Genomic DNA, 23,889 nt, shown 5'->3' with positions numbered 1-23,889 from the left:
GTAGTTGAGAAATGCGCTGCTTCGGCAGCGCATTTTTTTGCCTTCCGGTTTGCGTCGGCTCCCCTGGCTGAAGCCGCGCGCACGATCGCCGCGGTCGTCGCCGCGAAAAATTACCGTCGGAGCACGCCGCTATAATCCGACACCATGCCTATCCGTTTCGATCCCGCCGACGCCCACTGGCGCGTCGCGCCTTTGGCCACTTTCAGCGCCGCCCAGAAAGACTGGCTGACCCGCGGCGGTTCACTGACCGCGCACCTGCGCGCGCTCGGCGCGGTCGCGGTGCGCGTGACTCGCGAAGCCGTCGCGCTGCCGTGGCCCGACGAAGCCGCCGCGCTCGGACTCGCGCCGCGCGCGCCGGTGTGGGTGCGCGAAGTGGTGCTGTCGGTCGATGGCGTGCCGTTCGTCGCCGCGCATAGCGTGACGCCGCGTGCCGCGAGCGTCGGCGTCTGGCAGGCGACGCGCCGCCTGCGCACCCGGCCGCTCGCGGAGTTGCTGTATAGCGATAGCAGCGTCGCGCGTTCGTCGCTGGTGAGCCGCAGGGTGGGGCAGCGGCATCCGTTGTATCGGTTGGCCGCGCATGAAATCGACGGCGGCGATCGGCATGCGCCGCATGCGCTGGTGGCGCGTCGCTCGGTGTTCGAGCGGCATGGCGCGCCTTTGATGGTGACCGAATGCATGTTGCCGGCACTGTGGGAGCATTTGCGTGCGTTGGACGCGGCCGCTCGCGCGCACGCTGCTGCGTCAGGCACCGGCGCGGCGCATGTCGCGCACGCGCGGGTGCGCGAGCACGGTCGTCCGCTCGATCACACCGCGTCGCGTGCGCACAGCGTGCCGCGAAGCGCCGACGAGCGGAGCCGCTGATGTCGTTCAAGCGTTGCTTTGCGCCTGTCGTCGACGCCGATACGCGGGTCTTGATCCTCGGTAGCTTGCCGGGCGAGGTGTCGTTGGCTCACGGCCAATACTACGCACACCCGCAGAACAAATTCTGGTTACTGGTCGGTGAAGCGATAGAACGGGATCTGGTTGGTATGGACTATTCGACGCGTCTCGAGACGTTGCTCGAACACCATATCGGACTATGGGATGTCGTTGCCGAGGCTCGCCGAGCAGGAAGCCTGGATAGCCGGATTCGCGACCATGCCAGCAACGATCTGATTGCTCTGATCGATACGCTGCCGAAACTGGCTACCATCGCCTTCAACGGGGGGACGGCGGCCAAAATCGGGATGAAAGCGTTGGGCGGGCGGGGCGAGCAATATCGGCTTGTCCGTTTGCCATCGAGCAGTCCCGCCCATGCCTCGGTTTCATACGCTCAAAAGCTGGACATATGGCGACGGCTAACCTGCGTCTGATCGACCGACAGGATGCCATTCGCGCTCATAGATCGAGCGCAAGAAACCGTGTGCCTTCGACTGGATTCTCGTAGTAGGGCGCGGTTTCGACGAACCCTAACCGCTCGTAGATGCGCTGTGCAAAACGGGTTTGGGAACCGTGTCGAGAACCAGCGTCGAGAATCCCAATGTCTTTGCTTTCCCGATCACCGATGTGACCAGCGTTTCGCCAAGCGACAACCCTCTGAATGCTTCACGAACATAGAGCCGTTTGATTTCCGCAGTCTCTGCCGTATGGCGCAGCAGCCCCGCGCAACCGGCGAGCTCGCCGCCGGCGTCGGCGACGAAGAACATGCCGGATGGCAGCGTATAAACGTGTTCGAACGCGTCCATTTCTGCATCGAATCCACGGTACGACAGATCCATATCCAGCCAGCGGACATACTCGCGGATCACGGCGACGAGGTTGTGGGTGTCGGCGGGGAAAACGGCTTCGCGAACGATCGGCCGCGGCGTTTGCATGGCGGCTCTCAGATCCATACGTCGTTTTCGGCCGTTCTTTCGTTGGTCGTATCGCCGGTATTGACGACGCCGCGCGGTTCGATGAGCAGCAGCTTCACCTCGGACTCGGCATACGGCTTGTGCTCGACTCCCTTTGGTACCACCGCCATTTCTCCGGGAAACAGTTCGATCGAGCGGTCGCGGAAGTCGATGCGCAACCGGCCTGCGAGGACGATGAACGTCTCGTCGGTATCGGCATGCCGATGCCAGACGAAATCGCCGGCTATCTTTACGACCTTGAACTGATAGTCATTCATTTCAGCCACGACGCGCGGCTGCCAGTGGTCGTCGATCTGACTGATCTTGTCGAGCAGGTTGATGGTCTTGTATTGGCCGCGTTGCTCGGGTGTCGGCTGGGAATCGCTGTGCATGGTGGCTCCATTCGGGTGATACCTGGAACAGAGCATAGTCCCGCCGCCGGCGAGTGTCTTGAACGATCGTGCAAGCTTGCGTTAGCCGGCGCGCCGATCGCTCGTCATCGCGAGCCAACGTGCGGGAGAGATTCCGTATGCGTGGCGAAAATGTCGGGTCATGTGGCTCTGGTCGGCGAAGCCGGCTGCTGCCGCCGCGTCCACGAGGGAAACGCCGCGCAGCATCATCGCGCGCGCGGCTTCGAGCCGGCGCATGACCAGGTAGTGATAGGGGCTGGTGCCGTAAAAAGTTCGGAAATCGCGCGACAGGCTCCAGCGGTCCTGCCCGCTGACGACGGCAAGTTCATCGAGCGTGACCGTGTGCGAGCACGATGCGTGCAGATATTCGCGTGCTCGCTGCGCTGCCGCGAAATCCGCGGACTTGCGCGTCTGCCGCGCGCCCGAGGCGTTATCCAGCGCGAGCGCGAGACCGGCGAGCGCGTCGTCACGTTCGAGCGGCTCCGCGTCGCCACGCATCTGGCGCAGCGCTGTCTGCGTGGCTTCGAACAGGCGCGGATCGGTCGTGACGCCGCCTTCGACGAACGGCAGGGGGCGGCCGCCGAGGACTTCCTGGATTGCAGCGGGCTGCACGTAAATCATCTGATAACGAAATCCCTCGTTCGTGCCGGCCTGACCGTCGTGCACTTCGTCGGGATGCAGGACCATGGTCTGTCCAGGTAGGCTGGTGCGCAAACCGTGCCGGTAATGGAAGCATTGGACGCCGGCGAGGGTCAGGCCGATCGCGTAGGTGTCGTGCCGATGCATGGAGTACGCGTTGCCGTGGAAAAACGCTTCGATGCGTTCGACTCCGTGGGTGGATTCCGAACGGGAAATCCAGTCGGATTGGGCTTTGCTGATATCGCCGTCCATCACACGCTCCGGCTTGGTTTGGCAGATCTGCGGGAACATCGATATCGGAGGATTGTACCGGTGCGAATGTTCGCACGCTTGGCATGCGTGATAGTGCGACTGACGTCAGTGTCTCGTCGCGGGTCCGCTCCTGAGCAATTGCCTACTCACTCAGTAACCGTTTTACTTCATCAAGGAGGGAAGCCGTCGTGTAGCCCCACAAAACAGGATCGAACTGGCGGCCAAACCGCTCCTTGAACGCAGAGTCCAACGTCTCTGGATAGTCGGCTTTGAATGAATCTATCTCAGATATGAGCGCGTCAATGTCAGTCGTTGACATTTTGTCGGTATAGGAAGAAACGAGTTCTTCTACTCAGTTTCCGAAAAGGTCAAAATCTTCGTGGAAACGAGAGCGAATCAACCCCGTCAGATTGCCATATTCCTCACCGTCAACCATACGATAAGCCTTCACTCCCTGTCTGCGTGTTGAGGGGGCGTGTGCGTGAAAATGCCCGCGACAATGGCGGGCCTTCTTTATAGTCTGTCCCGAGCAATTGCCTACTTATTCAGTAGCCGCTTCAATTCGTCAAGGAAGGAAGCAGTGGTGTAACCCCACAACTCCGGGCCGAACTGGGAGCCATACGCCTCTTCGAATGCATCGTCCAGATTGCTAAAGTTCTCTCTCTCGAAGTTTTCAATTTCAACAAGTATGTTCCTTAAACTCTCTTGTGAACTATCTCTTCTGTAGCAACCTATGATCACTTTGATGGTGTTACCCCAGTACGAAAAATCCTCGTTAAGGTACACACCAAAGAGCTGGTTTAGTTCGGGGTACAGCGGATTTTCATTCATAACTGCGTCTCATAAGTCGATGAACGCCGTCAGGACGTAATAGGGCATTCCATTGTATATCTCCCGCTTAAGTACCACCAAAACCTTGTTTCCTTTCGCAAATTGTCCTGTCTTCCTGACAACCCCGTAACCCACGTCCCCAGATATGTGCCTTGTTAAACGCAACGGAGCACTCGTCGTAGACTGAGACCAGGATCTGATGCGGGTAGTTTCGCCCATCATCACTTCCGAAATGGCTTTCTCGGCAGTCTTCTGGTCTTTAAATGATGTCGCCGCTTTTATCCGCGGCTCATCTTTCAGTCTTTGTCGCAACCAGGCCTCATCCTTTCCCACATGCTTCAAAAGTGTATGCCCGCCAACCCCGCGAAGCGTCTTCGCTTCATGCATGTTCAGGTTGATCTCGCCCATCGTGATACGCGCAGCCCGCACCGCCTTGATTGACCCGGCAAAGCTGAACGGCACGACCATGTCAAGTGACAGGCCGATATTGTTGGCTATGTCAGGACTTGCCTTCATTGCCTCGGCCAGCTTCGTCGTGCCCTGCTGGGTCAATGTGGCCGTATCCTGGCCCGTCCAGACCTGACGCAAACCAGCCGCCGCCGTACCAGAACCATGTACGCCGAACACGACACACCCTGCCTTGGTGAGCATGGTCGGTTCCGGGATCACACACAACGCACTTGCGCCGACCATTTCCAGCACGCCACCGACGATTTGCAACCCGCCCCATAGCCGGTTGGAAAGCATTTCGGTCTGGGTGATTGACTGCCTTGCCAGTACCGCCGCCATTTGCGGCGCGCTGAGCACCACGCGCACGCCGTCCGCATCCTGTTGATACGACATTCCGAACTTCTCCGTAGCTGTCGGGACTGCCACGCTAGCAGGCGACAACAGGGAGAGGAATGGGCGACGCATGAAAATTCGGGTTCTGATTTATTCAGGCGTACTGCAGGACTGTCCGCATTGCAGGAAATGGATCGATCCGTGGCATTCGAACAGGCGATCGTCGGCGAAGCCGGCCTTCTGGAACTGGCCATCGACATTGCTGGTGAATACGAACCCGCCGCTTCTTTTCGCCGATGCCCAGCGGCGCAAGCTCTCGAAACCCGCGTGCGGGACGGCGCGCCGGTCCAGGTTGAGCCGATGGCCGTAGAAACCCCATGCGCGGACCGGATCACGCAGGAAGGCTGTTCCATTGGCAATATCATGGAAATTGATTCCGCCGGTCTTCAACGCCGGATAAGCCGCCCGGAATCCGTGATCGCCTCGAAAGTCGGGTAGTCCGGAATCGACGCCCATGCCTGCGCCTGCCGTGATCAGAATGCCGTCGGCTTCGCGTATCCAGTCAGCCGCGATCGTCATTTGCTCTGCCGTATCGATGCGTGCTCCCGTTGTTCACATTCCGAATTCTCCTGGCAGCCCAAAAATGAGGCAGAATCCAACCGTGCGACCCGCTGCGCGACGCAGTCCGCCGTGTTCGCTTAATCGTTCCGCTTTGGCGTTCCAGGGCCCCGCGTCGCCATCCGCCACGCACAGCGTTTGTGTCCTAGCGTTGTCGTTTTCCTGATCGACGTTTGCGCATCCTGCCCGTATCACGTGCGAGATGCCTCTCAACCGCCCGCCCAGAGCCTAGCAATGACGACCCAGCAACCGACCATCATCTACACCCTCACCGACGAGGCGCCGCTGCTTGCGACGGCCGCGTTCCTGCCGATCATCCGGACCTTCACCAGGCCGGCCGGCATCGAGGTCGAGACCAGCGACATCTCGGTCGCGGGCCGCATCCTCGGTGAGTTTCCCGAGTTTCTGACCGAAGCGCAGCGGGTGCCCGACAACCTCGCGGAACTCGGTCGCCTGACCTCGTTACCCGACACCAACATCATCAAGCTGCCCAACATCAGCGCATCGGTGCCGCAACTGACGAGCGTGATCAGGGAGCTGCAGGCGAAGGGCTACAAGGTGCCCGACTATCCGGAAGATCCGAAGACCGACGAACAGAAGGCGATCCGTCAGCGCTACTCGAAGTGTCTCGGCAGCGCGGTGAATCCGGTGCTGCGCGAGGGCAACTCGGACCGTCGCGCGCCGGCCGCGGTGAAGAACTACGCCCGCAAGCATCCGCACAGCATGGCCGAATGGAGCATGGCGTCGCGCACGCACGTCGCGCACATGCGGCACGGCGACTTCTATCACGGCGAAAAATCGATGACGCTCGATCGCGCGCGCGATGTGAAGATGGAACTCGTCACGAAGAACGGCAAGACGATCGTGCTGAAGCCGAAGGTCGCGCTGCAGGACGGCGAGATCATCGACAGCATGTTCATGAGCAGGAAGGCGCTGCTAGAGTTCTATGAAGACCAGATGGAAGATGCGCGCAAGACCGGCATGATGCTGTCGCTGCACGTGAAGGCGACGATGATGAAGATCTCGCACCCGATCGTCTTCGGCCACGCGGTGAAGGTGTTCTACAAGGACGCGTTCGCGAAGCACGGCAAGCTGTTCGAGGAACTTGGCGTGAACGTCAACAACGGCCTCGTCAATCTGTACGAGAAGCTCGAGACGCTGCCGGAATCGCAGCGCGAGGAGGTGATCCGCGACCTGCACGCATGCCACGAGCATCGTCCGGAACTGGCGATGGTCGATTCGGCGAAGGGCATCTCGAACCTGCACGCGCCGAACGACGTGATCGTCGATGCGTCGATGCCGGCGATGATTCGCCTCGGCGGCAAGATGTGGGGCGCCGACGGTCGTCCGAAAGACACCAAGGCGGTGATCCCGGAGAGCACGTTCGCGCGCATCTACCAGGAGATCATCAACTTCTGCAAGACCAACGGCGCGTTCGATCCGGTCACGATGGGCACCGTGCCCAACGTCGGCCTGATGGCGCAGAAGGCGGAAGAATACGGCTCGCACGACAAGACCTTCGAAGTGCCGGAAGACGGCGAGGCGCGCATCGTCGATCTGGCCAGCGGCGAGGTGCTGCTCACGCAGAACGTCGAGCAGGGCGACATCTGGCGCATGTGCGAGGTGAAGGACGCGGCGATCCGCGATTGGGTCAAGCTCGCGGTCACGCGCGTGCGCAATTCCGGCATGCCCGCGGTGTTCTGGCTCGACCCGTATCGCCCGCACGAAGCGGAGCTGATCAGGAAGGTCGAGGCCTACCTGAAGGATTACGACACCACCGGCCTCGACATCCAGATCATGTCGCAGGTGCGCGCGATGCGTTACACGCTCGAGCGCGTCGTGCGCGGGCTCGATACTATCTCGGTCACCGGCAACATCCTGCGCGATTATCTGACCGACCTGTTCCCGATCATGGAGCTGGGCACGAGCGCGAAGATGCTGTCGATCGTGCCGTTGATGGCGGGCGGCGGCATGTACGAGACCGGCGCGGGTGGTTCGGCGCCGAAGCACGTGAAGCAGCTCGTCGAAGAGAACCATCTGCGTTGGGACTCGCTCGGCGAGTTCCTCGCGCTCGCGGCGTCGCTCGAAGAACTGGGCATCAAGACCGGCAACAACCGGGCGAAGATCCTCGCGAAGACGCTCGACACCGCAACCGGCAAGCTGCTCGACAACAATCGCAGCCCGAGCCCGAAGACGGGCGAGCTCGACAATCGCGGCAGCCAGTTCTATCTGGCGATGTACTGGGCGCAGGAGCTGGCCGCGCAAACGGACGACGCCGCGCTCGCCGCGCAGTTCGCGCCGCTCGCGACGCAGCTCACCGCCAACGAGCAGGTGATCGTGGCGGAGCTCGCGTCGGTGCAGGGCGCGCCGGCGGACATCGGCGGCTATTACAAGCCGGACTTCAACAAGCTCGAAGAGGTGATGCGGCCGAGCCGCACGCTGAACGAGGCGCTTGGGGCGGTACGCGTCGAATGACGTGATGCGTGAAGTGAGGTGATGTGAAGACGAGCCGCCGGCGGGCGGCTCGTAGCAGGGAAGGGCGGCCGATGCTACCGGCGAACGCGTTCAATACTGCACGACGATCGCGACCCGCCGGTTGGCCGCTCTTGCCGCCGCGTCATTGCCGGCAACCAGCGGAAAATTGTCCGCCCGCCCGATCGCGGCCAGCCGATGCGGCTCGATCCCGCGCTCGACCAGATACCTGACCACGGCCCCCGCGCGAGCCGACGACAGCTCCCAGTTGGACACATACTTCGCGGTCGAAATCGGCGCACTGTCGGTATGCCCTTCGACGAGCACATTCCCCGTCGCATCCTTTTGCAGTCCCTGCGCGATCGGGTTGAGTACATCGAACGAATCGACGACCTTCATGTCGTCGCAGCGAGTGGAAAGTTCGACCTTGCCTTCCGTGATCAGAAAGACCACGGGCTCACCCGAGTAGCCCTCGGAATAGATGATCTCGCCGGGCGCTGCACCAGGAGGAAATGCGCTGCAAGCTGCGGCTGGTGACGGAAAACGGCGATAAAGCGCCACGTGAATCGTTTGCGCGTGGCGTAATGGCGCAGGTTGGTCGCGACCCAGCGGCCGCAAAAGTGAGTTCGTTGAAAGCAGTTTGTGAGCGGTCGATTTGAATGAGCGAACCGCAGCGAATGCTATGCTCTCGTTCGACCAAAAATATTGCGCCTGTCGCGCGACATCCCTACATGACGAATCTGATCAAGCGCGCTTCGGCCGAGGCGCGCGCTTTCCGTAACCGCGACGCCCAAGCCATCGGCGGTAAACAGCAAATGGCCCACAAAAAGGCGCCCAAATCCACGCGCAACGCGAGCGGCACCGTCGAGCACGACGCACACGACGCGCCGCAAATCGAAGCGCCGCGCAAGCCGCGCTTCGCACCGGTGACGTTCTCCGAAGAGGGCGGCGTGCGCTACCTGCATTTCGGCACGGAATGGGTGCAAGGCGCGATGCGTCTACGCAAGCCCGATCACATCGAACTCGAATACGCGCAGCAGATGATGGCCTGGCTGCTATTCCTCGAAACGCCGAAGCGCATCGTGCAGCTCGGGCTCGGCGCCGCGTCGCTGACCAAGTTCGCGCACCGCTTCCTGAAGAGCGCGAAGGTCGAGGCCGTCGAACTGAATCCGGCGGTCGTCGTGGCCGCGCGCACGATGTTCGAACTGCCGCCCGACGACGCGCGTCTGAGCGTGCATGAAAGCGACGCGTGGGACTTCGTCAACGAGAGCGCGAACCACGGCACCATCGGCGCGCTGCAGATCGACGTCTACGACGCGACCGCGCGTGGCCCAGTACTCGACAGCGTCGGCTTTTACCGTGCGGCACGTGCGTGTCTGACCGACGCGGGCATCGTCACGGTGAATCTGTTCGGCGATCATCCGAGCTTCGTGCGCAACATGAAGCGTCTGAACGAAGCCTTCGACGGTCGCGTCGTCGCGCTGCCCGAAGTGCACGACGGCAACCGTATCGCGATCGCGTTCTCGGGCCCCGCGCTCGACGTGCCGTTCACCGCGCTAGAGGCGCGCGCGAAGCTGATCGAAGCCGAGCTCGGCTTGCCGGCGCGCAAATGGATCAAGGGCCTGCGCGAATCGACCGGGCAGACGGGCGCATCGTTTGCGATCTGATCAGCGCACGGAGAATGAATCGGCCGTACCGGCGTAGCGGTCGGCACGGCCGCTTTGCTTCCGGTATTTTTTTCACGTCTACGCCGCAACGTCATCCAGCCTGCATCGTTGGCGCTTCCGTCGCGTTGTTGGACCCGACGCGCCTCGGGTCGTCCCTGCTTGACCGGGAGTTCGCCACTCCTATACTCTTTCGAAGCTTTCGGGGAGCCCGTGGCTGACCGCGGGACGACCACCCGCTGAGTCCCACCTCCCGTCGACCGCGGGCAGATAAATTCTAAATAGGAAACAGGAGACGTCATGGCTCACGACGCCGACGTGAAGAAAGCCAGCAAGCACTGGCTCTGGCTATTGCTGCTACCGTGGATCGCGATGATCTGGGTGCCGTCCTACAACCGGATCGAGCCGCAGCTGTTCGATTTCCCGTTCTTCTACTGGTATCAGCTGCTGTGGGTGCTGATCAGCGCGGTCATCACCGCGTTCGTCTATTCGAAGACCAGGTCCCGCTATACGGGTCGCACGAACGGGGGCGCGCAACGATGAACCCCATTGCAACTTTCGTCTTCGTTCTGTTTTTCATCGGCGTCACGATTCTCGGCTTCGTCGCGGCCCACTGGCGGCGCGGCGATCTCGCGCATATCGAAGAGTGGGGTCTCGGCGGCCGGCGCTTCGGCACGATCGTCACGTGGTTCCTGCTCGGCGGCGACCTGTACACCGCCTACACGTTCATCGCGGTGCCGGCGCTCGTGTTCGGTGCGGGCGCAACGGGCTTCTTCGCGCTGCCGTACACGATCCTGATCTATCCGTTCGCGTTCGTCGTGTTCCCGAAGCTGTGGAGCGTCGCGAAGCGGCACGGCTACGTGACCTCGGCGGACTTCGTGTCGGCCCGCTACGGCAGCCGCATGCTCGCGCTCGCCGTCGCGGTCACCGGCATCGTCGCGACGATGCCGTACATCGCGCTGCAACTGGTCGGTATCGAAGTGGTGATCGGCGCGCTCGGTTTCGACACGACCGGCTTCGTCGGCGATCTGCCGCTGATCATCGCATTCGCGATCCTCGCGGCCTACACGTACACGTCGGGCCTGCGCGCGCCGGCCATGATCGCGGTCGTCAAGGACATCCTGATCTACGTGACGATCTTCGCCGCGATCATCGTGATTCCGCCGCAGCTGGGCGGCTTCGGCCATATCTTCGGCGCGGTCCCGCCGGCCAAGCTGCTGCTGAAGTCGCCGGACGTGTCGAGCCTGAACGGCTATAGCGCGTACGCGACGCTCGCGGTGGGTTCGGCGCTCGCGCTGTTCCTGTATCCGCACTCGATCACCGCGGTGCTGTCGTCGAAGTCGGGCAACACGATCCGCCGCAACATGGCGTTGCTGCCGGCGTATTCGCTGGTGCTCGGCCTGCTCGCGCTGCTCGGCTTCATGGCGCTCGCGGCCGGCGTGAAGGACATGCCGGAGTTCGCGCCGTACTTCAAGGCCTTCGGCCCGAACTTCGCAGTGCCGGCGCTGTTCCTGCACTTCTTCCCGTCGTGGTTCGTCGGCGTCGCGTTCGCGGCGATCGGTATCGGCGCGCTGGTGCCGGCGGCGATCATGTCGATCGCGGCGGCGAATCTGTACACGCGCAACGTGCACAAGGAGTTCGTCAACCGCAACATGACGCACGAGCAGGAGACCAACGTCGCGAAGCTGGTGTCGCTGATCGTCAAGGTCGGCGCGGTGGCGTTCATTCTCGGTCTGCCGCTCACGTACGCGATCCAGTTGCAACTGCTCGGCGGGATCTGGATCATCCAGACGCTGCCGGCGATCGTGCTGGGTCTCTACACGCGCGTGCTCGACTACCGGGGTCTGTTGCTCGGCTGGGCGGCAGGTATCGCGACCGGCACGTGGATGGCGATTTCGTTGAACCTCGCGAGCTCGATCTTCACGATCCATCTGTTCGGCATGGCGATTCCGGGCTATGCGGCCGTGTGGTCGCTGGTCGTGAACCTGGTGGTGTCGGTCGTCGTGAGCCTGGTCGTGCGCGCGGTGGGCATGCAGCGCGCCGAGGACCGTACGCATCCGGAGGACTACCTGGACATCGTCGAAGGCTGATTCCAGCTGCGAATCACGTTCTGAAACACGCAACGCCCGCCGACGGAAGTTGGCGGGCGTTTGTGTTTGCGGGGCACTCCAGGGCAGGATAGCGGAACCGTCCTTTCACGCGTTCGCCGCGCGCCGCCATGGCTGCTGCCGATACTCCCACTTTGATTTCCCGCCGCGCGGCGCTCAGCCGGATGGTGCGCGCGGTCACGTCGCCGTACTACCGCTACCGGCACGCCAAGGTGCTGCATAGCCTGCGCGTCGGCCTCGCGATGCTGGTGTCGATTCTCGCGACGACCGGCATCGATATTCCGCACGGCATCTGGTCGTCGGTGACACTGCTGGTCGTGATCGGCGGCTTGCAGCATCACGGCAATATCCGCAAGAAAGCGGCCGAACGCGCGGCCGGCACGCTGCTCGGCGCATCGATCGGGCTCCTGCTGATCGTGCAACAGCACTTCATCGGTTCGCTGCCGCTCACCTATGTGCTGGAGGCGATCATCGCGTCGATCTGCGCGTGGTTCGCGATTGGCTCGTCCGGCTATATCGGGCTCCTGACCGCCATCACGATGTGCATCGTCGCGGGCCACGGGGACAATCTGATCGACGTCGGCCTGTGGCGCACGCTGAACGTGCTGATCGGTATCGTCATCGCGCTGGCGTTTTCGTTCGCGTTTCCGCTGCACGCGACGTATTCGTGGCGCTACGGCCTCGCCGCCAATCTGCGCGAATGCGCGGGCATCTACGCGCGGCTGCTCGACGGCGAAACGATCACCGAGGAGGAGCAGATCAAGCGTTTCCTGCGGATCAACAAGCGGCTCGTGCAACTGCGCTCGCTGATGCCATCGGTCGCGAAGGAAATCGACGTGCCGCAGTCGAGGCTCGAGGAGATCCAGCGGCTGCATCGCTCGGTGCTCAGCTCGCTGGAACTGCTTGCCACGGGGCCGCTGATGAACGCCGATGCCGCCGCGCGCACCGCTTATGCAGCGCATTGCGGCGCCGAGGTGCGCGCCGTGCGGGCGATCCTGTTGTCCACCGCGCGCGGGCTGCGTTTCGGCCGTCCGTCGCGCTTTGGCATTCCGGCCGCGGCGCCGCTCGCAAAGGGGCACGGCGACGTGGCCACCGCGTTGCCGCCCGACTGGCAAGGGCCGTACTGGCTTGGTCAGCGGCTCGCGGAGCAGGTAGACCGGTTGCGCGCGCTATTGCTGGAGACCGAGCCGAACTGGAACATCGAGCGGCACGAGCGGGCGACGCGTGGCAGGTAGGTGCTGGCGCTGGCCTGCCCCTAAGCCTCAAACCTGCGGCGGCAGCGTGACCATCCACATCATGCCGAAGCGGTCCACCACCATTCCGAAGCCCTTGCTCCAGAACGTTTGCTGGAACGGCATCACGACCTGGCCGCCATCGGCGAGCGCGTTGAAGCATTTTTCCGCCGACGCGCCGTCATCGACGGTCAGCGACAGACTGAAGCCATTGAACGGGCCGGCCGCCGGATCGCAGTTGCCGTCGGAAGCCATCCACGTGCTCGAGCCCAGCTGCACGCTCGCGTGCATGATCTTGTCGGCGAGTTCGGGGCGTGGCGGATTGTGCGCGTCCGGCGGCGCTTCCTTGAACAGCATCTTGAAGGTCACCTGGGCGCCGAGCTTGTCGGTGTAGTAATCGAGCGCTTCCTGGCAACGGCCGTTGAAGAACACATAGGGCTGAACGTACATGATCGTCTCCATGGTCAGGCGTTGGGCGGGTGCCGTCGTTCCTCGCCAGCGGCGGTGGGGAGGGGCGTGGAGTCGATTGTAGTCGGTGGCGGCGCGTCGATTGTGACGCTATGTCGCCAGTGGCGATGCAGCGCAAACGAAAAGCGGCGCTGAACCGTGAGGTCCAGCGCCGCCTGTCATGGATGGGACTCGCGCGGAGCCGCGCGGCGAGCGTGAGCGTCACTCAGCCAGCCACGCCCGCGGCCTCCGGCGCCTCAGCGCAGCGTGTCGATCAGCTTTTCCAGCTTCACCGCGTCCGCGGCGAACGTGCGGATGCCTTCGGAGAGCTTCTCGGTCGCCATCGCTTCGTCGTTGAGGAGGAAGCGGAACGACTTCTCGTCGACCGGCACGCGCTCGATGTCCGCGTCGTGCGATGTCTCCGGCGACAGCTTGCGTTCGACCTTGTCGGTGCTCTCGTGCAGTTTCTGCAGCAGGTCGGGGCTGATCGTCAGCAGATCGCAGCCGGCCAGTTCCAGAATCTGCGAGGTCGTTCGGAAGCTCGCGCCCATCACCTCGGTCTTGTAGCCGAACTTCTTGTAGTACGCGTAGATGCGGCGCACCGACTTGACGCCCGGATCGTTGGCGCCGCCGTCTTTCGCTTCGTCCCACGCGCTGCCGGCGTTCTTCTTGTACCAGTCGTAGATGCGGCCGACGAACGGCGAGATCAGCTGCGCGCCAGCTTCCGCGGCGGCGGCGGCCTGCACGAGCGAGAACAGCAGCGTCATGTTGCAGTGGATGCCTTCCTTCTGCAGCACCTCGGCCGCGCGCACGCCTTCCCACGTCGACGCAAGCTTGATCAGCACGCGGTCGCGCTCGATGCCGTGTTCCTTGTACAGCGCGATCAGCTCGCGGCCTTTCGCGATCGAGCCTTCGACGTCGAACGACAGGCGCGCGTCGACTTCGGTCGACACCCGCCCCGGGATGATCTTCAGGATTTCGGTGCCGAAGGCGATCAGCAACTGGTCGATGATCGCGCCGGCCGGCTTCGACGCATGCGCCTTCACGGTCTTTTCGAGCAGCGGCCGGTAGTCGTCTTTCTGCACGGCCTTCAGAATCAGCGACGGATTGGTGGTCGCATCACGCGGCTTGTACTGCGAGAGCTGCTGGAAGTCGCCGGTGTCGGCCACCACGGTGGTGTATTGCTTGAGTTGGTCGAGTGCGGTTGTCATGTTCGGGCCTTCAGGGCGCGTGTGCGCCATGGTTCAGGAGAAGTGAGGACGCCGCCGCGCCGGCAGGAGGAATCAGCCGGCGCCGGCGGCCGCGGGTCAAGCCGCAGCGCGTCCCACGATGGCTTGGGAAACGCTGCCGGATACGTCTATTCTATGGCGGATCGCCGAGGACGGTATGAACACCGCGTATGGACAGCCGGGCGTGGCGATCCGTTCACACGCGGCGCGCGTTCAGCACGACTTGCGTCACCACGCCGGCGACGAGCCCCCAGAACGCCGAGCCGATCGACAGCAGCGTGAGTCCCGAGGCGGTCACCATGAACGTGACGAGCGCCGCCTCGCGCTGCCTCGTATCCTGCATCGCGTTGGCGAGCCCGCTCATGATCGAGCCGAACAGCGCGAGCGCCGCAACCGACACGACCAGCTCCTTCGGGAACGCCGCGAACAGCGCGGCGATCGTCGCGCCGAACACGCCCGCGAGCAGATAGAAAATGCCGCCCCATACGGCCGCTGTGTAGCGCCTGGCGGAGTTTTCGTGCGCTTCAGGGCCGGTGCAGATCGCCGCCGTGATCGCGGCAAGATTGATGCCGTGAGAACCGAACGGCGCGAGTAGCAGCGACGCGACGCCGGTCGTCGCGATCAGCGGCGCGGACGGGGTCGTATAGCCGTCGGCGCGCAGCACCGCGATGCCCGGCACGTTCTGCGAGGCCATCGCGACCACGAACAGCGGAATGCCGATGCTCACGCAAGCCGCCACCGAAAACGACGGCATCGTCAGCACCGGGTGCGCGAGCGCGACGTGAAAGTGGCTGAAGTCGAGCAGCCCGAGGCCGCCGGCGGCTGCGGTGCCTGCCACGAGCGTGGTCGGAATTGCATAACGCGGCACGAACCGTTTGACGATCAGGTAGGTAAAGAACATCGTCAGCACGAGCGCGGTCTGGTACTGCGCGGCACGGAAAATCTCGATGCCGATCTCGAACAGGATGCCCGCGAGCAGCGCTGCCGCAAGGCCGGACGGAATCCGCTTCATCAGCGCGTCGAACCAGCCGGTGACGCCGACCAGCGTCAGCAGCGCCGCGCAGAAGATGAATGCGCCGATCGCCTGCGCATACTCGACATGCGGCAGCGACGACACCAGCAGCGCCGCGCCCGGCGTCGACCACGCGATCACGATCGGCGCGCGAAAGTGCAGCGACAGGCCGATCGTGCACAGGCCCATGCCGATCGACAGCGCCCAGATCCACGACGAAATCTGCGCGTCGCTCAGATGCGCGGCCTGGCCCGCCTGAAACATCAGCACGAGCGAGCTCGTGTAGCCGGTCATCGCCGCGACGAAGCCCGCGACGATCGTCGACAGCGACGTATCGGCGAGCGGATTGAAGCGCCTGGGCGACGTGGCGGCGGGGGACAGCTGGGGCGACGGGGACGAACTCATGCGAAGGCTTTCTTGTTGTGGAAGTTGAAGCGTCGGGACGTGGATTCTGGAACGGCGGGCGTTACTTGCTCAGCACCCGCATGGCCGTCTCGAGGCCCGCGAGCGTCAGCGGATACATGCGGTGGCCCAGCACTTCGCGGATCGCGCTGACCGACTGCCGGTACGGCCACAGCGCTTCCGGTTCCGGATTCAGCCACGCGAAGTGCGGGAAGTGATCGGCGAGCCGGCGCAACCACACCGCGCCGGCCTCGGCGTTGTTGTACTCGACCGAGCCGCCGGGCTGCAACACTTCGTATGGGCTCATCGTCGCGTCGCCGACGAAGATCAGCTTGTAGTCGGGCGTGAACTTGTGCAGCACGTCCAACGTCGGTGTGCGCTCGGCGTGGCGGCGGCGGTTGTGCTTCCACAGGAAGTCGTACACGCAGTTGTGGAAGTAGTAGAACTCGAGGTGCTTGAACTCGGCCTTCGCGGCGGAGAACAGCTCCTCGGTGCGCTTCACGTGATCGTCCATCGAGCCGCCGACGTCGAGCAGCATCAGCACCTTCACGTTGTTGTGCCGCTCGGGCACCATCTTCAGATCGAGCCAGCCGGCGTTCGCGGCGGTGCTGCGGATCGTGTCGGGCAGGTCGAGTTCTTCCGCGGCGCCTTCGCGGGCGAACCGGCGCAACCGTCGCAGCGCGACCTTGATGTTGCGCGTGCCGATTTCGACCTGGTCGTCGTAGTCGCGATACGCGCGCGCTTCCCATACCTTGACGGCCGTGCGATTGCCGGCCGCGTCGCCGCCGATGCGCACGCCTTCGGGGTTATAGCCGCCGTGACCGAACGGCGACGTGCCGCCCGTCCCGATCCACTTGTTGCCGCCCTCGTGGCGCTCTTTCTGCTCGTCGAACAGTTCCTTCAGGCGCTCCATCAGCTTGTCGATGCCGCCCATCGCCTCGATCTGCGCCTTTTCCTCAGGCGATAGATCGCGTTGCAGCTTCTTCTTCAGCCAGTCGGGCGGAATCTCGAACGCGAGCTCCGAGTTCGCCGCGACACCGTTGAAAAAGGCGCCGAACGCCTGGTCGAACTTGTCGAAGTACTGCTCGTCCTTCACGAGCGTGATGCGCGAGAGGTAGTAGAACTCGTCGAGCGACGGCGCGATCACGTTGGCCTTCAGCGCTTCGAGCAACGTCAGGTATTCCTTCACCGAGACCGGCAGGCGGGCGGCGCGCAGCGAGTAGAAAAAGTCGATCAGCATGCTGGATGTCCTGCGGCGCGGCGCCCGCTCAACGGTTGTTGCGGTTCATGAACAGCAGCCGCTCGAACAGGCTTACGTCCTGTTCGTTCTTCAGCAGCGCGCCGTGCAGGGGCGGCACGATCTGCTTCTGATCGGCCGAGCGCAGTGCTTCGGGCGGAATGTCTTCGGCGAGCAGCAGCTTGAGCCAGTCGAGCAGTTCGGAGGTGGACGGCTTCTTCTTCAGCCCCGCGACGTTGCGCAGCTCGAAGAAGCTCTGCAGCGCCGCGGCGAGCAGATCCTTCTTGATGCCGGGGTAATGCACGTCGACGATCTGCTGCATCGTCGTCGCATCCGGAAACCTGATGTAGTGGAAGAAGCAGCGGCGCAGGAACGCGTCGGGCAACTCCTTCTCGTTGTTCGACGTGATGATCACGAGGGGGCGATGTCTGGCGCGCACCAGCTCGCGCGTCTCGTACACGTAGAACTCCATGCGGTCGAGTTCGCGCAGCAGGTCGTTCGGGAATTCGATGTCGGCCTTGTCGATCTCGTCGATCAGCAGCACGCTCTGCTCGTCCGATTCGAACGCCTGCCACAGCACGCCCTTGACGATGTAGTTGCGGATGTCCTTCACGCGCTCGTCGCCGAGCTGCGAATCGCGCAGACGCGACACCGCGTCGTATTCGTACAGCCCCTGCTGTGCCTTGGTGGTCGACTTGATGTGCCATTGCAAGAGCGGCATGCCGAGCGCGGCGGCGACTTCCTCGGCGAGCATGGTCTTGCCGGTGCCGGGTTCGCCCTTGATCAGCAGCGGACGCTTGAGCGTCATCGCGGCGTTGACCGCGAGCTTGAGGTCGTCGGTGGCGACGTACTGCGATGAGCCTTCGAAACGCATGACGAGATGCTCTTGTGCGGGAAAAAACCCAGTATAAGTCAGAAGGCCTGTTGGCCTGAAACCGGCTCACGTATGGTGTCAGCCGCGCAGTGACGCGGCGGCGGTGCCACTGTGGCGTCGTTGCGAAGCCGTCGCGGTCATGGCGTGGCGCCCGTCCCGGCAGGCGTTGCGCGGCCCCCGTGTCTGGTGGACGTTCGGCGCGGCGTCGCGGTACAATGAGCCCGATTTTTTTGGCCTGCGCGGCTACCCTACAAGAAGAACGGCGCGGACCGCTGCCTTTGTGGGCACCCGTTTCCCCTCAAGCCAGGTTACATCTATGAATAAATTCGTCGGCAAACACGTCGTGATCGTAGCGCTGTCGGTGCTCTCGGGGTATGCGGCCAATGCGCAGGCAGCGGATGTCGTAGGCAATGCCAAGGCGGGCCAGGACAAGGTCGCGATGTGTATCGGCTGCCACGGCATCCCTGAATACCGCACGGCTTATCCAGAGGTTTTCCGCGTGCCGAAGCTCGGTGGCCAGAATCAGGCGTACCTCGAAAACGCGCTGCGCGCCTACAAGAAGGGCGACCGCCATTTCGCCACGATGCATGCGATCGCGGTGACGCTGTCGGATCAGGACATTGCCGATGTCGCCGCGTACTACGCAGCGCAAACTGCCGCTTCGAAAAACAATCCCGACAAGTGATCGGCGTCGGTCACCAGCACATCCAATTCGCGGGATAGGAGATTTCATGATCAAGCCCCAACAGGCACTCCACACGGTATTCAAGGCGGTCGGCGCGGCGGCGGTAATCGGTCTGGCCGCAGCGAACGCAGCCCACGCGGCCGACGCCGGCAACGGTAAGGTGCTCGCCGACAGCCACAACTGCGCGGCCTGCCACGGGCCCAACCTGAACAAGCCGGTGAGCCCGGAGTATCCGAAGCTGGCCGGTCAGTACGCCGACTATGTCTACTGGGCGCTGCGTCAGTACCAGATGGGTACTGGCAATCCACACCTCGGCCGCAACAACGCGATCATGCAGGCACAGGTGCAGAGCCTGTCGCTAGGCGACATGAAGGACATCGCCGCTTACATCGAATCGCTAAAAGGCGACCTCGTGCAGAAAAAGTAAGCGTCGGGCGCCGGTTTCGCGCCTAAGCTTCAAAAGCAAAACACCCCGCCTTGGCGGGGTGTTTTGCTTTGAGGGCGTCGTACCTCGGCGTGCTGGCGTCGTGCCGCGCCGGCGTTTCCAGTCGCCTCAGTCGCGCGTCGCGCGCCGTTCGATGCGCTGCAGATACGCGTCCGTGTCCGGCGGCGTGCCGGTGCGCTGCGCTTCCCAGATGGTTTCGCCGAGGCAGTCCATGATCGCGTGCTGGGCCTCGTGCGTCGAGCCGAGGCGCGCGGCGAGCCGCTCATGCGCGGCTCGAATGCCGGGCGGCTGATCGATCGACAACTGCTCGGAGATCGCCAGGTGCATCGACAGGTGCAGGAACGGATTGGTCTGGCCGCGCTCCGGCGAATAGTCCTGCGCCTGGGCGGCGGGACCATCGGCGAGATCGGCGTGATATTCAGGATGCTCGACGATCCAGTCGGCGGCGATCGCCTCGAGCGGCGTCAAAATCTCGCCCTGGCGCTGTTTGCGCCAGGTGTCGGTGAAAAAGAGGCGAACCTCGTCGCGGCTGGGATTGAACATCGTGGAATCGGTGCGTGGGAGTGGGGGCGCGGAGCGCGACGGTGCGGGTCCGCAGTGCGCGCTGCGCGTAACGCACTATTTTACGCGGCGGCCGCGTGGACTGCAGGCGCGCTGCACGGCCTCGGGTTTCGAGCTGGGCCGGCCTTATAGATCGGGTGGCGGGGTCTTCGGCCGGAACTCGCACAGCGGCTCGATCGCGCAATGCCAGCATTCGGGGCGGCGCGCCTTGCACACGTAGCGTCCATGCAGGATCAGCCAGTGGTGCGCATCCTGCCTGAATTCGGCGGGCGTGAATTTTTCGAGTGCCGCTTCGACCGCGCGCACGTCCTTGCCGGGCGCGAGGCCGGTGCGGTTGGCGACGCGGAAAATGTGCGTGTCGACCGCGATGGTCGGATGGCCGAATGCGGTGTTCAGGATCACGTTGGCCGTTTTGCGGCCGACACCGGGCAGCCCTTCGAGTGCCTCGCGATCCTCCGGCACCTCGCCGCCATACTGGTCGAGCAGAATGCGGCAGGTCGCGATCACGTTCTTCGCCTTCGTGCGATACAGACCGATCGTCTTGATATAGCTCGCGACGCCTTCCTCGCCGAGGTCGAACACCTTCTGCGGCGTGTTCGCGAGCGGAAACATACTGCGCATCGCCTTGTTGACCGACACGTCGGTCGCCTGCGCCGACAACAGCACCGCGATCAGCAGTTCGAACGGCGTCGTGTACTCGAGCTCGGTGGTCGGATGCGGATTGAGGCTCTGAAGCGTTTCGTAGATCGCGCGGCGTTTGTTCGCGTTCATGCGGAGCGGGTCCGTGTGAGTGGGCCGGGTTGCGTCGGCGTGGTCAGCGCGCGGTTGGCGGCGAGTTGGACGGTGGATTGGACTCGTTTGACTCATTTGACTCGTCGGACTGCTGCTCCGAGCCGGGCGTGTCGCCACCGCTGGCAAGACCGAGACGACGGCGGCGCGCTTCGGCGGCGTCGATCTGTGCCTGCACGTCGGCGCTGACGTTCTCGGTGTTCAGCGGTCCCTCGCCTTTCGCGGCCAAGTCTTCCTTCTTCTTGCGCGCGCGTTCGAGCGCGGCCTGGATGATCGCGCGTTTCTTCGCTTCCGCGTCGTCCGCAATCGGGGCGGCGGGAGCCTCGGACGGCACTGTCGCGGCGTTTGCCGCAACCGCGTCCGGCGCAGCCGGCGGCGCGCTTGCGGCTCGCCGCGCCGCAGCGCGCGCTTCGGCGGCGTCGCGCTCGCGCGCGAGACGGGTCTCGTGGCGGTTATGACGCGCCCGCGCCGCGTCCGCGTGGCTCTGGCTCCATGCATCCCAGCCGGTGGCCTCGCCGGTCACGGGGAGCATCGTGATGCAGTCGACCGGGCAGGGCGGCACGCACAGGTCGCAGCCGGTGCATAGCTCGGCGACCACGGTGTGCATCTGTTTCGGTGCGCCAACTATCGCGTCGACCGGACAGGCCTGCATGCACAGCGTGCAGCCGATGCACACCTGCTCGTCGATAACCGCCAACGGACGCGGACGTTCGACGCCATTGGCCGAATTGAGCGGAATCACCGGTTTGCCGAGCAGCGCGGCGAGGCGCGCGATGCCCTCGGCGCCGCCGGGCGGGCACTGGTTATAGTTCGCCTCGCCATTGGCGACGGCTTCGGCATACGGACGGCATGCGGGATAACCGCACTTCGTGCATTGCGTTTGGGGCAGCAGATCTTCGATGCGATCCGCGAGTGTTTTGACGTCTGTCACGGTTGCGGCGCGGGGGTTTGCCGTGCGATCGCACGACCTGAACTAAATAGCACATTATCGCCGATTTCCCGGATTGCCATTCGCAATCCATGTGCCATAATCGAAGCGCTTCATTCGAAAGACCGCAGAAAAGGGTGTGTTTCCCAACCATGACGCGCCCGCTAAACGCCGCCACAAAAAGGCTCGAGGAGAGGCCGGCGGCGCGATCCGGAGAACGCGGCTCACGAAGACGATGCCACCATGAATCAGCCGAAAATCAAAAGAGATCCTGAAGGCACGAGGCGCCGCATCTTGCTCGCGGCGGCGGAAGAGTTTGCAAATGGAGGGCTGTTCGGCGCGCGGGTCGATCAGATCGCTCGCCGCGCGGAAACCAATGAACGAATGCTCTATTACTACTTCGGTAGCAAGGAGCAGCTATTCACCGCGGTACTCGAGCACGCGTTCAGCGCGCTCAACGAAGCGGAACGCACGCTCGAACTCAACGGAATCGCGCCGGTCGAGGCGGTTACGCGCCTCGCGCATTTCGTGTGGGACTACTACCGCGATCATCCCGAGTTGTTGAGGCTCATCAACAACGAGAATCTGCATGAAGCACGCTATATGCAGAAGTCCACGCGCATACGCGAAATGATTTCGCCGATCGTCGCCACGCTCGGCGGCATTCTCGAACGTGGGCAGCGCGCGGGGCTGTTTCGCACGAACATCGACCCGCTGCGCTTTTACGTGACGCTCTCGGGCATGGGCTACTACATCGTGTCGAACCGTTTCACGCTCGAGGCGACGCTCGGCCGCGATTTCAGCAGCGCCGCCGAACGCAGCGAGGTGATTCAGATGAATACCGAACTGCTGCTCGCGTATTTGTTGAGAAAGTAACGGGCAGTGCCGCGGTGATCATGGCCGTGGCAAAAAATCAGTATCACGAACAAAGCGCGATAAAAAAGCCAACGGCCTCGAACGGGACCGTTGGCTTTTTATATGCTAGTGCAAGTTTGATGCTCAGGCTTCGACTTTTTCTTTCGCCGTTTTTGCTGCCTTGTTGTGCTCGAGAATGAAGTCGCGCAATTGCGGGTAAATGATCGTGCGCCAGCGGCGGCCCGAGAAAATGCCGTAGTGGCCGCATTTCTCCGCAGTGAAGTGACGCTTGTTCTTCGTCGGAATGCCGCTGCACAAGTCGTGCGCCGCGTAAGTCTGGCCGTCGCCGGAAATGTCGTCGAGTTCACCTTCGATCGTAAACAGCGCGGTCGTCGTGATGTCCTGCGGCCGCACCGGTTCGCCGTTGACGACCCACGTGCCCTCGGCAAGACGGAACTCCTGGAACACGACGCGGATCGTGTCGAGGTAATAATCGGCATCCATGTCGAGCACCGCGTTGTACTCGTCGTAGAAGCGGCGGTGCGCTTCGGCGTCGTCCTCGTCGCCGCGCAGCAGGCTCTGGTAGAAATCCCAGTGCGACGCCGCATGACGCTCCGGATTCATCGCGACGAAACCGGTGTGCTGCAGGAAGCCGGGATAGACCTTGCGGCCCGCGCCGGGATAGTTCGGCGGCACCGTGAAGATCACGTTGTTCTCGAACCACTCGTACGAGTGCTGCGTGGCCAGCGAATTGACCGAGGTCGGGCTCTTTCGTGCGTCGATCGGGCCGCCCATCATCGTCATCGTGCGCGGCGTGTCCTCGCCGCGGCTCGCCATCAGCGAAATGGCGGCGAGCACCGGCACGGTCGGCTGGCACACCGAGATCACGTGCAGATTCTTCGCGCCGATATGGCGAATGAATTCCTGGATATACGCGATGTAGTCGTTCAGACCGAACCAGCCGGCTTCTAGCGGCACCATGCGCGCGTCGAGCCAGTCGGTGATGTAGACCTTGTGGTCTTGCAGCAACGTGCGCACGGTATCGCGTAGCAGTGTGGCGTGGTGTCCTGACAACGGTGCGCAGACGAGCACGACCGGTTCGTCTTTCAATTGGCTGACAGCTTCGCTATCGTCCGCGAAGCGCTTGAAGCGCATCAGGCGGCAGAACGGCTTTTCGATGAACGTCTGCTCGACGATCGGAATGTTATGGCCGTCTTTGACAATCTGGTGAATATTGAACTCGGGCTTTTCGTAGTCCTTGCCGAGCCGGTAAAGCAGTTCGTAGCCGGCGGAAAGGCGCGTGGCGCCCGGAACATAGGCTAGCGGACTGGCCGGATTCGCAAATGATTTCGATGCGGCCTGAGCCCAGGCGGTGAGGGGGCTCAACATCGCCCGCTGGAATTCATGAAATTGATAGAGCATGTTTGCTCCGTTTTAAGCGGTTCGCATGGGGCTTCGCAAACACGCGTGAGGCGTTGCGGCGGGCCATTGTGGTTGTAGGCACATTATTGTCGGCCGACAGTCAGATCGATAATATCGAATAAG

Annotated in this window: 25 protein-coding genes and 2 pseudogenes; 10 read left to right on the top strand and 17 right to left on the bottom strand. The window is 63.0% G+C overall.

The genetic code is table 11. The features are described 5' to 3' along the window. Positions 1 to 144: 144 nt before the first annotated feature. Together OKW35_RS04050 and OKW35_RS04045 are read left to right on the top strand one after the other, a co-directional pair. Complete coding sequence (locus OKW35_RS04050; RefSeq protein WP_429551289.1) at positions 145 to 861, top strand: chorismate--pyruvate lyase family protein; 717 nt, start codon at positions 145 to 147, stop codon at positions 859 to 861. After that, a complete protein-coding gene (locus OKW35_RS04045; protein WP_429551288.1) occupies positions 861 to 1,352 on the top strand; it encodes a DNA-deoxyinosine glycosylase in 492 nt (163 codons plus the stop codon). Before OKW35_RS04050 ends, OKW35_RS04045 begins: the two co-directional genes overlap by 1 nt. Before the next feature lie 96 nt (positions 1,353 to 1,448). On the opposite strand, the gene OKW35_RS04040 is transcribed toward OKW35_RS04045, so the two are convergent. From OKW35_RS04040 to OKW35_RS04010, 7 genes and pseudogenes are all read right to left on the bottom strand, one after another. Beyond that, entirely contained in the window at positions 1,449 to 1,853 is a 405-nt protein-coding gene (locus OKW35_RS04040) for a GNAT family N-acetyltransferase (protein ID WP_429551287.1), read from the bottom strand. An 8-nt stretch (positions 1,854 to 1,861) separates the two neighbouring features. Beyond that, entirely contained in the window at positions 1,862 to 2,263 is a 402-nt protein-coding gene (locus tag OKW35_RS04035; protein ID WP_184009588.1) for a cupin domain-containing protein, read from the bottom strand. An 81-nt stretch (positions 2,264 to 2,344) separates the two neighbouring features. After that, a complete protein-coding gene (locus OKW35_RS04030) occupies positions 2,345 to 3,172 on the bottom strand; it encodes an AraC family transcriptional regulator (protein ID WP_429551286.1) in 828 nt (275 codons plus the stop codon). 142 nt (positions 3,173 to 3,314) lie between these two features. Further along, a pseudogene (locus tag OKW35_RS04025) lies at positions 3,315 to 3,509 on the bottom strand (contact-dependent growth inhibition system immunity protein); the annotation flags it as partial. 200 nt (positions 3,510 to 3,709) lie between these two features. Then, positions 3,710 to 4,003, bottom strand: a complete 294-nt coding sequence (locus OKW35_RS04020) for a contact-dependent growth inhibition system immunity protein (protein ID WP_429551285.1) — start codon at positions 4,001 to 4,003, stop codon at positions 3,710 to 3,712. Between the two features lie 9 nt (positions 4,004 to 4,012). Beyond that, complete coding sequence (locus tag OKW35_RS04015) at positions 4,013 to 4,846, bottom strand: RNase A-like domain-containing protein (RefSeq protein ID WP_429356824.1); 834 nt, start codon at positions 4,844 to 4,846, stop codon at positions 4,013 to 4,015. 90 nt (positions 4,847 to 4,936) lie between these two features. Next, on the bottom strand, positions 4,937 to 5,302 hold the full coding sequence (locus tag OKW35_RS04010) for an SIR2 family NAD-dependent protein deacylase (RefSeq protein WP_429551284.1): 366 nt from the start codon (positions 5,300 to 5,302) through the stop codon (positions 4,937 to 4,939). A gap of 336 nt (positions 5,303 to 5,638) precedes the next feature. On the opposite strand from OKW35_RS04010, the gene OKW35_RS04005 reads away from it, so the two are divergent. Further along, a complete protein-coding gene (locus tag OKW35_RS04005; protein WP_429551283.1) occupies positions 5,639 to 7,879 on the top strand; it encodes an NADP-dependent isocitrate dehydrogenase in 2,241 nt (746 codons plus the stop codon). Between the two features lie 90 nt (positions 7,880 to 7,969). On the opposite strand, the pseudogene OKW35_RS04000 reads toward OKW35_RS04005, so the two are convergent. Further along, positions 7,970 to 8,263 (bottom strand): annotated as a pseudogene (locus tag OKW35_RS04000) (OmpA/MotB family protein); the annotation flags it as partial. Between the two features lie 344 nt (positions 8,264 to 8,607). Between OKW35_RS04000 and OKW35_RS03995 the strand changes: the two are divergent. The 4 genes from OKW35_RS03995 to OKW35_RS03980 all read left to right on the top strand — a co-directional run bounded on the left by OKW35_RS03995 (position 8,608) and on the right by OKW35_RS03980 (position 12,883). Then, positions 8,608 to 9,543 carry a spermidine synthase gene (locus tag OKW35_RS03995; RefSeq protein ID WP_090803626.1) on the top strand — a complete coding sequence of 312 codons (936 nt, stop codon included), beginning with the start codon at positions 8,608 to 8,610 and terminating at the stop codon, positions 9,541 to 9,543. Between the two features lie 297 nt (positions 9,544 to 9,840). Beyond that, entirely contained in the window at positions 9,841 to 10,083 is a 243-nt protein-coding gene (locus tag OKW35_RS03990) for a DUF3311 domain-containing protein (protein ID WP_184059463.1), read from the top strand. After that, the gene (gene mctP / locus OKW35_RS03985) at positions 10,080 to 11,630 is read left to right on the top strand and encodes a monocarboxylate uptake permease MctP (RefSeq protein WP_184059461.1); all 1,551 of its coding nucleotides are present in this window, start codon (positions 10,080 to 10,082) and stop codon (positions 11,628 to 11,630) included. The genes OKW35_RS03990 and mctP overlap by 4 nt, the downstream gene beginning before the upstream one ends. 128 nt (positions 11,631 to 11,758) lie before the next feature. Beyond that, positions 11,759 to 12,883, top strand: a complete 1,125-nt coding sequence (locus OKW35_RS03980) for an FUSC family protein (RefSeq protein WP_184059459.1) — start codon at positions 11,759 to 11,761, stop codon at positions 12,881 to 12,883. Positions 12,884 to 12,910: 27 nt separating this feature from the next. On the opposite strand, the gene OKW35_RS03975 is transcribed toward OKW35_RS03980, so the two are convergent. From OKW35_RS03975 to OKW35_RS03955, 5 genes are all read right to left on the bottom strand, one after another. Further along, a complete protein-coding gene (locus OKW35_RS03975; protein WP_090805641.1) occupies positions 12,911 to 13,330 on the bottom strand; it encodes a VOC family protein in 420 nt (139 codons plus the stop codon). A 254-nt stretch (positions 13,331 to 13,584) separates the two neighbouring features. Further along, a complete protein-coding gene (tal, locus tag OKW35_RS03970; protein WP_184059457.1) occupies positions 13,585 to 14,538 on the bottom strand; it encodes a transaldolase in 954 nt (317 codons plus the stop codon). Between the two features lie 214 nt (positions 14,539 to 14,752). Further along, positions 14,753 to 15,973, bottom strand: coding sequence for a benzoate/H(+) symporter BenE family transporter (locus OKW35_RS03965; protein WP_429551282.1), 1,221 nt, complete (start codon positions 15,971 to 15,973; stop codon positions 14,753 to 14,755). A gap of 61 nt (positions 15,974 to 16,034) precedes the next feature. Next, positions 16,035 to 17,210 carry a vWA domain-containing protein gene (locus OKW35_RS03960; RefSeq protein ID WP_429551281.1) on the bottom strand — a complete coding sequence of 392 codons (1,176 nt, stop codon included), beginning with the start codon at positions 17,208 to 17,210 and terminating at the stop codon, positions 16,035 to 16,037. Positions 17,211 to 17,238: 28 nt separating this feature from the next. Then, entirely contained in the window at positions 17,239 to 18,081 is an 843-nt protein-coding gene (locus OKW35_RS03955; protein ID WP_090803635.1) for an AAA family ATPase, read from the bottom strand. A gap of 316 nt (positions 18,082 to 18,397) precedes the next feature. Here OKW35_RS03955 and OKW35_RS03950 point away from each other — a divergent pair, with 316 nt between their 5' ends. Beyond that, the gene (locus tag OKW35_RS03950; RefSeq protein WP_429357169.1) at positions 18,398 to 18,766 is read left to right on the top strand and encodes a c-type cytochrome; all 369 of its coding nucleotides are present in this window, start codon (positions 18,398 to 18,400) and stop codon (positions 18,764 to 18,766) included. A 46-nt stretch (positions 18,767 to 18,812) separates the two neighbouring features. Further along, a complete protein-coding gene (locus OKW35_RS03945) occupies positions 18,813 to 19,193 on the top strand; it encodes a c-type cytochrome (RefSeq protein ID WP_429551280.1) in 381 nt (126 codons plus the stop codon). 126 nt (positions 19,194 to 19,319) lie between these two features. Here OKW35_RS03945 and OKW35_RS03940 read toward each other — a convergent pair whose 3' ends face one another. From OKW35_RS03940 to rsxB, 3 genes are all read right to left on the bottom strand, one after another. Beyond that, a complete protein-coding gene (locus OKW35_RS03940; protein WP_018419890.1) occupies positions 19,320 to 19,754 on the bottom strand; it encodes a DUF1841 family protein in 435 nt (144 codons plus the stop codon). Positions 19,755 to 19,898: 144 nt separating this feature from the next. Then, positions 19,899 to 20,543, bottom strand: coding sequence for an endonuclease III (nth, locus tag OKW35_RS03935; protein WP_429551279.1), 645 nt, complete (start codon positions 20,541 to 20,543; stop codon positions 19,899 to 19,901). A 43-nt stretch (positions 20,544 to 20,586) separates the two neighbouring features. Continuing rightward, positions 20,587 to 21,492, bottom strand: coding sequence for an electron transport complex subunit RsxB (rsxB, locus tag OKW35_RS03930; RefSeq protein ID WP_429551278.1), 906 nt, complete (start codon positions 21,490 to 21,492; stop codon positions 20,587 to 20,589). A 240-nt stretch (positions 21,493 to 21,732) separates the two neighbouring features. Between rsxB and OKW35_RS03925 the strand changes: the two genes are divergently transcribed. Further along, positions 21,733 to 22,365, top strand: a complete 633-nt coding sequence (locus OKW35_RS03925; RefSeq protein ID WP_013088849.1) for a TetR family transcriptional regulator — start codon at positions 21,733 to 21,735, stop codon at positions 22,363 to 22,365. Positions 22,366 to 22,488: 123 nt separating this feature from the next. On the opposite strand, the gene OKW35_RS03920 is transcribed toward OKW35_RS03925, so the two are convergent. Continuing rightward, the gene (locus OKW35_RS03920) at positions 22,489 to 23,766 is read right to left on the bottom strand and encodes a polyhydroxyalkanoate depolymerase (protein WP_184059444.1); all 1,278 of its coding nucleotides are present in this window, start codon (positions 23,764 to 23,766) and stop codon (positions 22,489 to 22,491) included. Positions 23,767 to 23,889: the final 123 nt, after the last annotated feature.

Source organism: Paraburkholderia sp. MM5477-R1 (genome assembly GCF_050436385.1).
In the GTDB taxonomy this organism is placed as follows: Bacteria; Pseudomonadota; Gammaproteobacteria; order Burkholderiales; family Burkholderiaceae; genus Paraburkholderia; species Paraburkholderia tuberum.
The sequence above is the reverse complement of the archived record's forward strand: the minus strand, read 5'-3'. Positions and strand labels throughout refer to the sequence as shown.

Coding starts and splice junctions, on each gene's coding strand:
- mctP (WP_184059461.1), top strand. CDS start 10,080: ATGAACCCCATTGCAACTTTCGTCTTCGTTCTGTTTTTCATCGGCGTC.
- OKW35_RS04015 (WP_429356824.1), bottom strand. CDS start 4,846: ATGTCGTATCAACAGGATGCGGACGGCGTGCGCGTGGTGCTCAGCGCG.
- OKW35_RS04010 (WP_429551284.1), bottom strand. CDS start 5,302: ATGGGCGTCGATTCCGGACTACCCGACTTTCGAGGCGATCACGGATTC.
- OKW35_RS03940 (WP_018419890.1), bottom strand. CDS start 19,754: ATGTTCAATCCCAGCCGCGACGAGGTTCGCCTCTTTTTCACCGACACC.
- tal (WP_184059457.1), bottom strand. CDS start 14,538: ATGACAACCGCACTCGACCAACTCAAGCAATACACCACCGTGGTGGCC.
- OKW35_RS03960 (WP_429551281.1), bottom strand. CDS start 17,210: ATGCTGATCGACTTTTTCTACTCGCTGCGCGCCGCCCGCCTGCCGGTC.
- OKW35_RS03995 (WP_090803626.1), top strand. CDS start 8,608: ATGACGAATCTGATCAAGCGCGCTTCGGCCGAGGCGCGCGCTTTCCGT.
- OKW35_RS03925 (WP_013088849.1), top strand. CDS start 21,733: ATGAATCAGCCGAAAATCAAAAGAGATCCTGAAGGCACGAGGCGCCGC.
- OKW35_RS04035 (WP_184009588.1), bottom strand. CDS start 2,263: ATGCACAGCGATTCCCAGCCGACACCCGAGCAACGCGGCCAATACAAG.
- OKW35_RS04020 (WP_429551285.1), bottom strand. CDS start 4,003: ATGAATGAAAATCCGCTGTACCCCGAACTAAACCAGCTCTTTGGTGTG.
- nth (WP_429551279.1), bottom strand. CDS start 20,543: ATGAACGCGAACAAACGCCGCGCGATCTACGAAACGCTTCAGAGCCTC.
- OKW35_RS04040 (WP_429551287.1), bottom strand. CDS start 1,853: ATGCAAACGCCGCGGCCGATCGTTCGCGAAGCCGTTTTCCCCGCCGAC.
- OKW35_RS03950 (WP_429357169.1), top strand. CDS start 18,398: ATGAATAAATTCGTCGGCAAACACGTCGTGATCGTAGCGCTGTCGGTG.
- OKW35_RS03975 (WP_090805641.1), bottom strand. CDS start 13,330: ATGTACGTTCAGCCCTATGTGTTCTTCAACGGCCGTTGCCAGGAAGCG.
- OKW35_RS04030 (WP_429551286.1), bottom strand. CDS start 3,172: ATGGACGGCGATATCAGCAAAGCCCAATCCGACTGGATTTCCCGTTCG.
- OKW35_RS04005 (WP_429551283.1), top strand. CDS start 5,639: ATGACGACCCAGCAACCGACCATCATCTACACCCTCACCGACGAGGCG.
- OKW35_RS03920 (WP_184059444.1), bottom strand. CDS start 23,766: ATGCTCTATCAATTTCATGAATTCCAGCGGGCGATGTTGAGCCCCCTC.
- OKW35_RS03945 (WP_429551280.1), top strand. CDS start 18,813: ATGATCAAGCCCCAACAGGCACTCCACACGGTATTCAAGGCGGTCGGC.
- OKW35_RS04050 (WP_429551289.1), top strand. CDS start 145: ATGCCTATCCGTTTCGATCCCGCCGACGCCCACTGGCGCGTCGCGCCT.
- OKW35_RS03955 (WP_090803635.1), bottom strand. CDS start 18,081: ATGCGTTTCGAAGGCTCATCGCAGTACGTCGCCACCGACGACCTCAAG.
- OKW35_RS03980 (WP_184059459.1), top strand. CDS start 11,759: ATGGCTGCTGCCGATACTCCCACTTTGATTTCCCGCCGCGCGGCGCTC.
- OKW35_RS03965 (WP_429551282.1), bottom strand. CDS start 15,973: ATGAGTTCGTCCCCGTCGCCCCAGCTGTCCCCCGCCGCCACGTCGCCC.
- OKW35_RS03990 (WP_184059463.1), top strand. CDS start 9,841: ATGGCTCACGACGCCGACGTGAAGAAAGCCAGCAAGCACTGGCTCTGG.
- OKW35_RS04045 (WP_429551288.1), top strand. CDS start 861: ATGTCGTTCAAGCGTTGCTTTGCGCCTGTCGTCGACGCCGATACGCGG.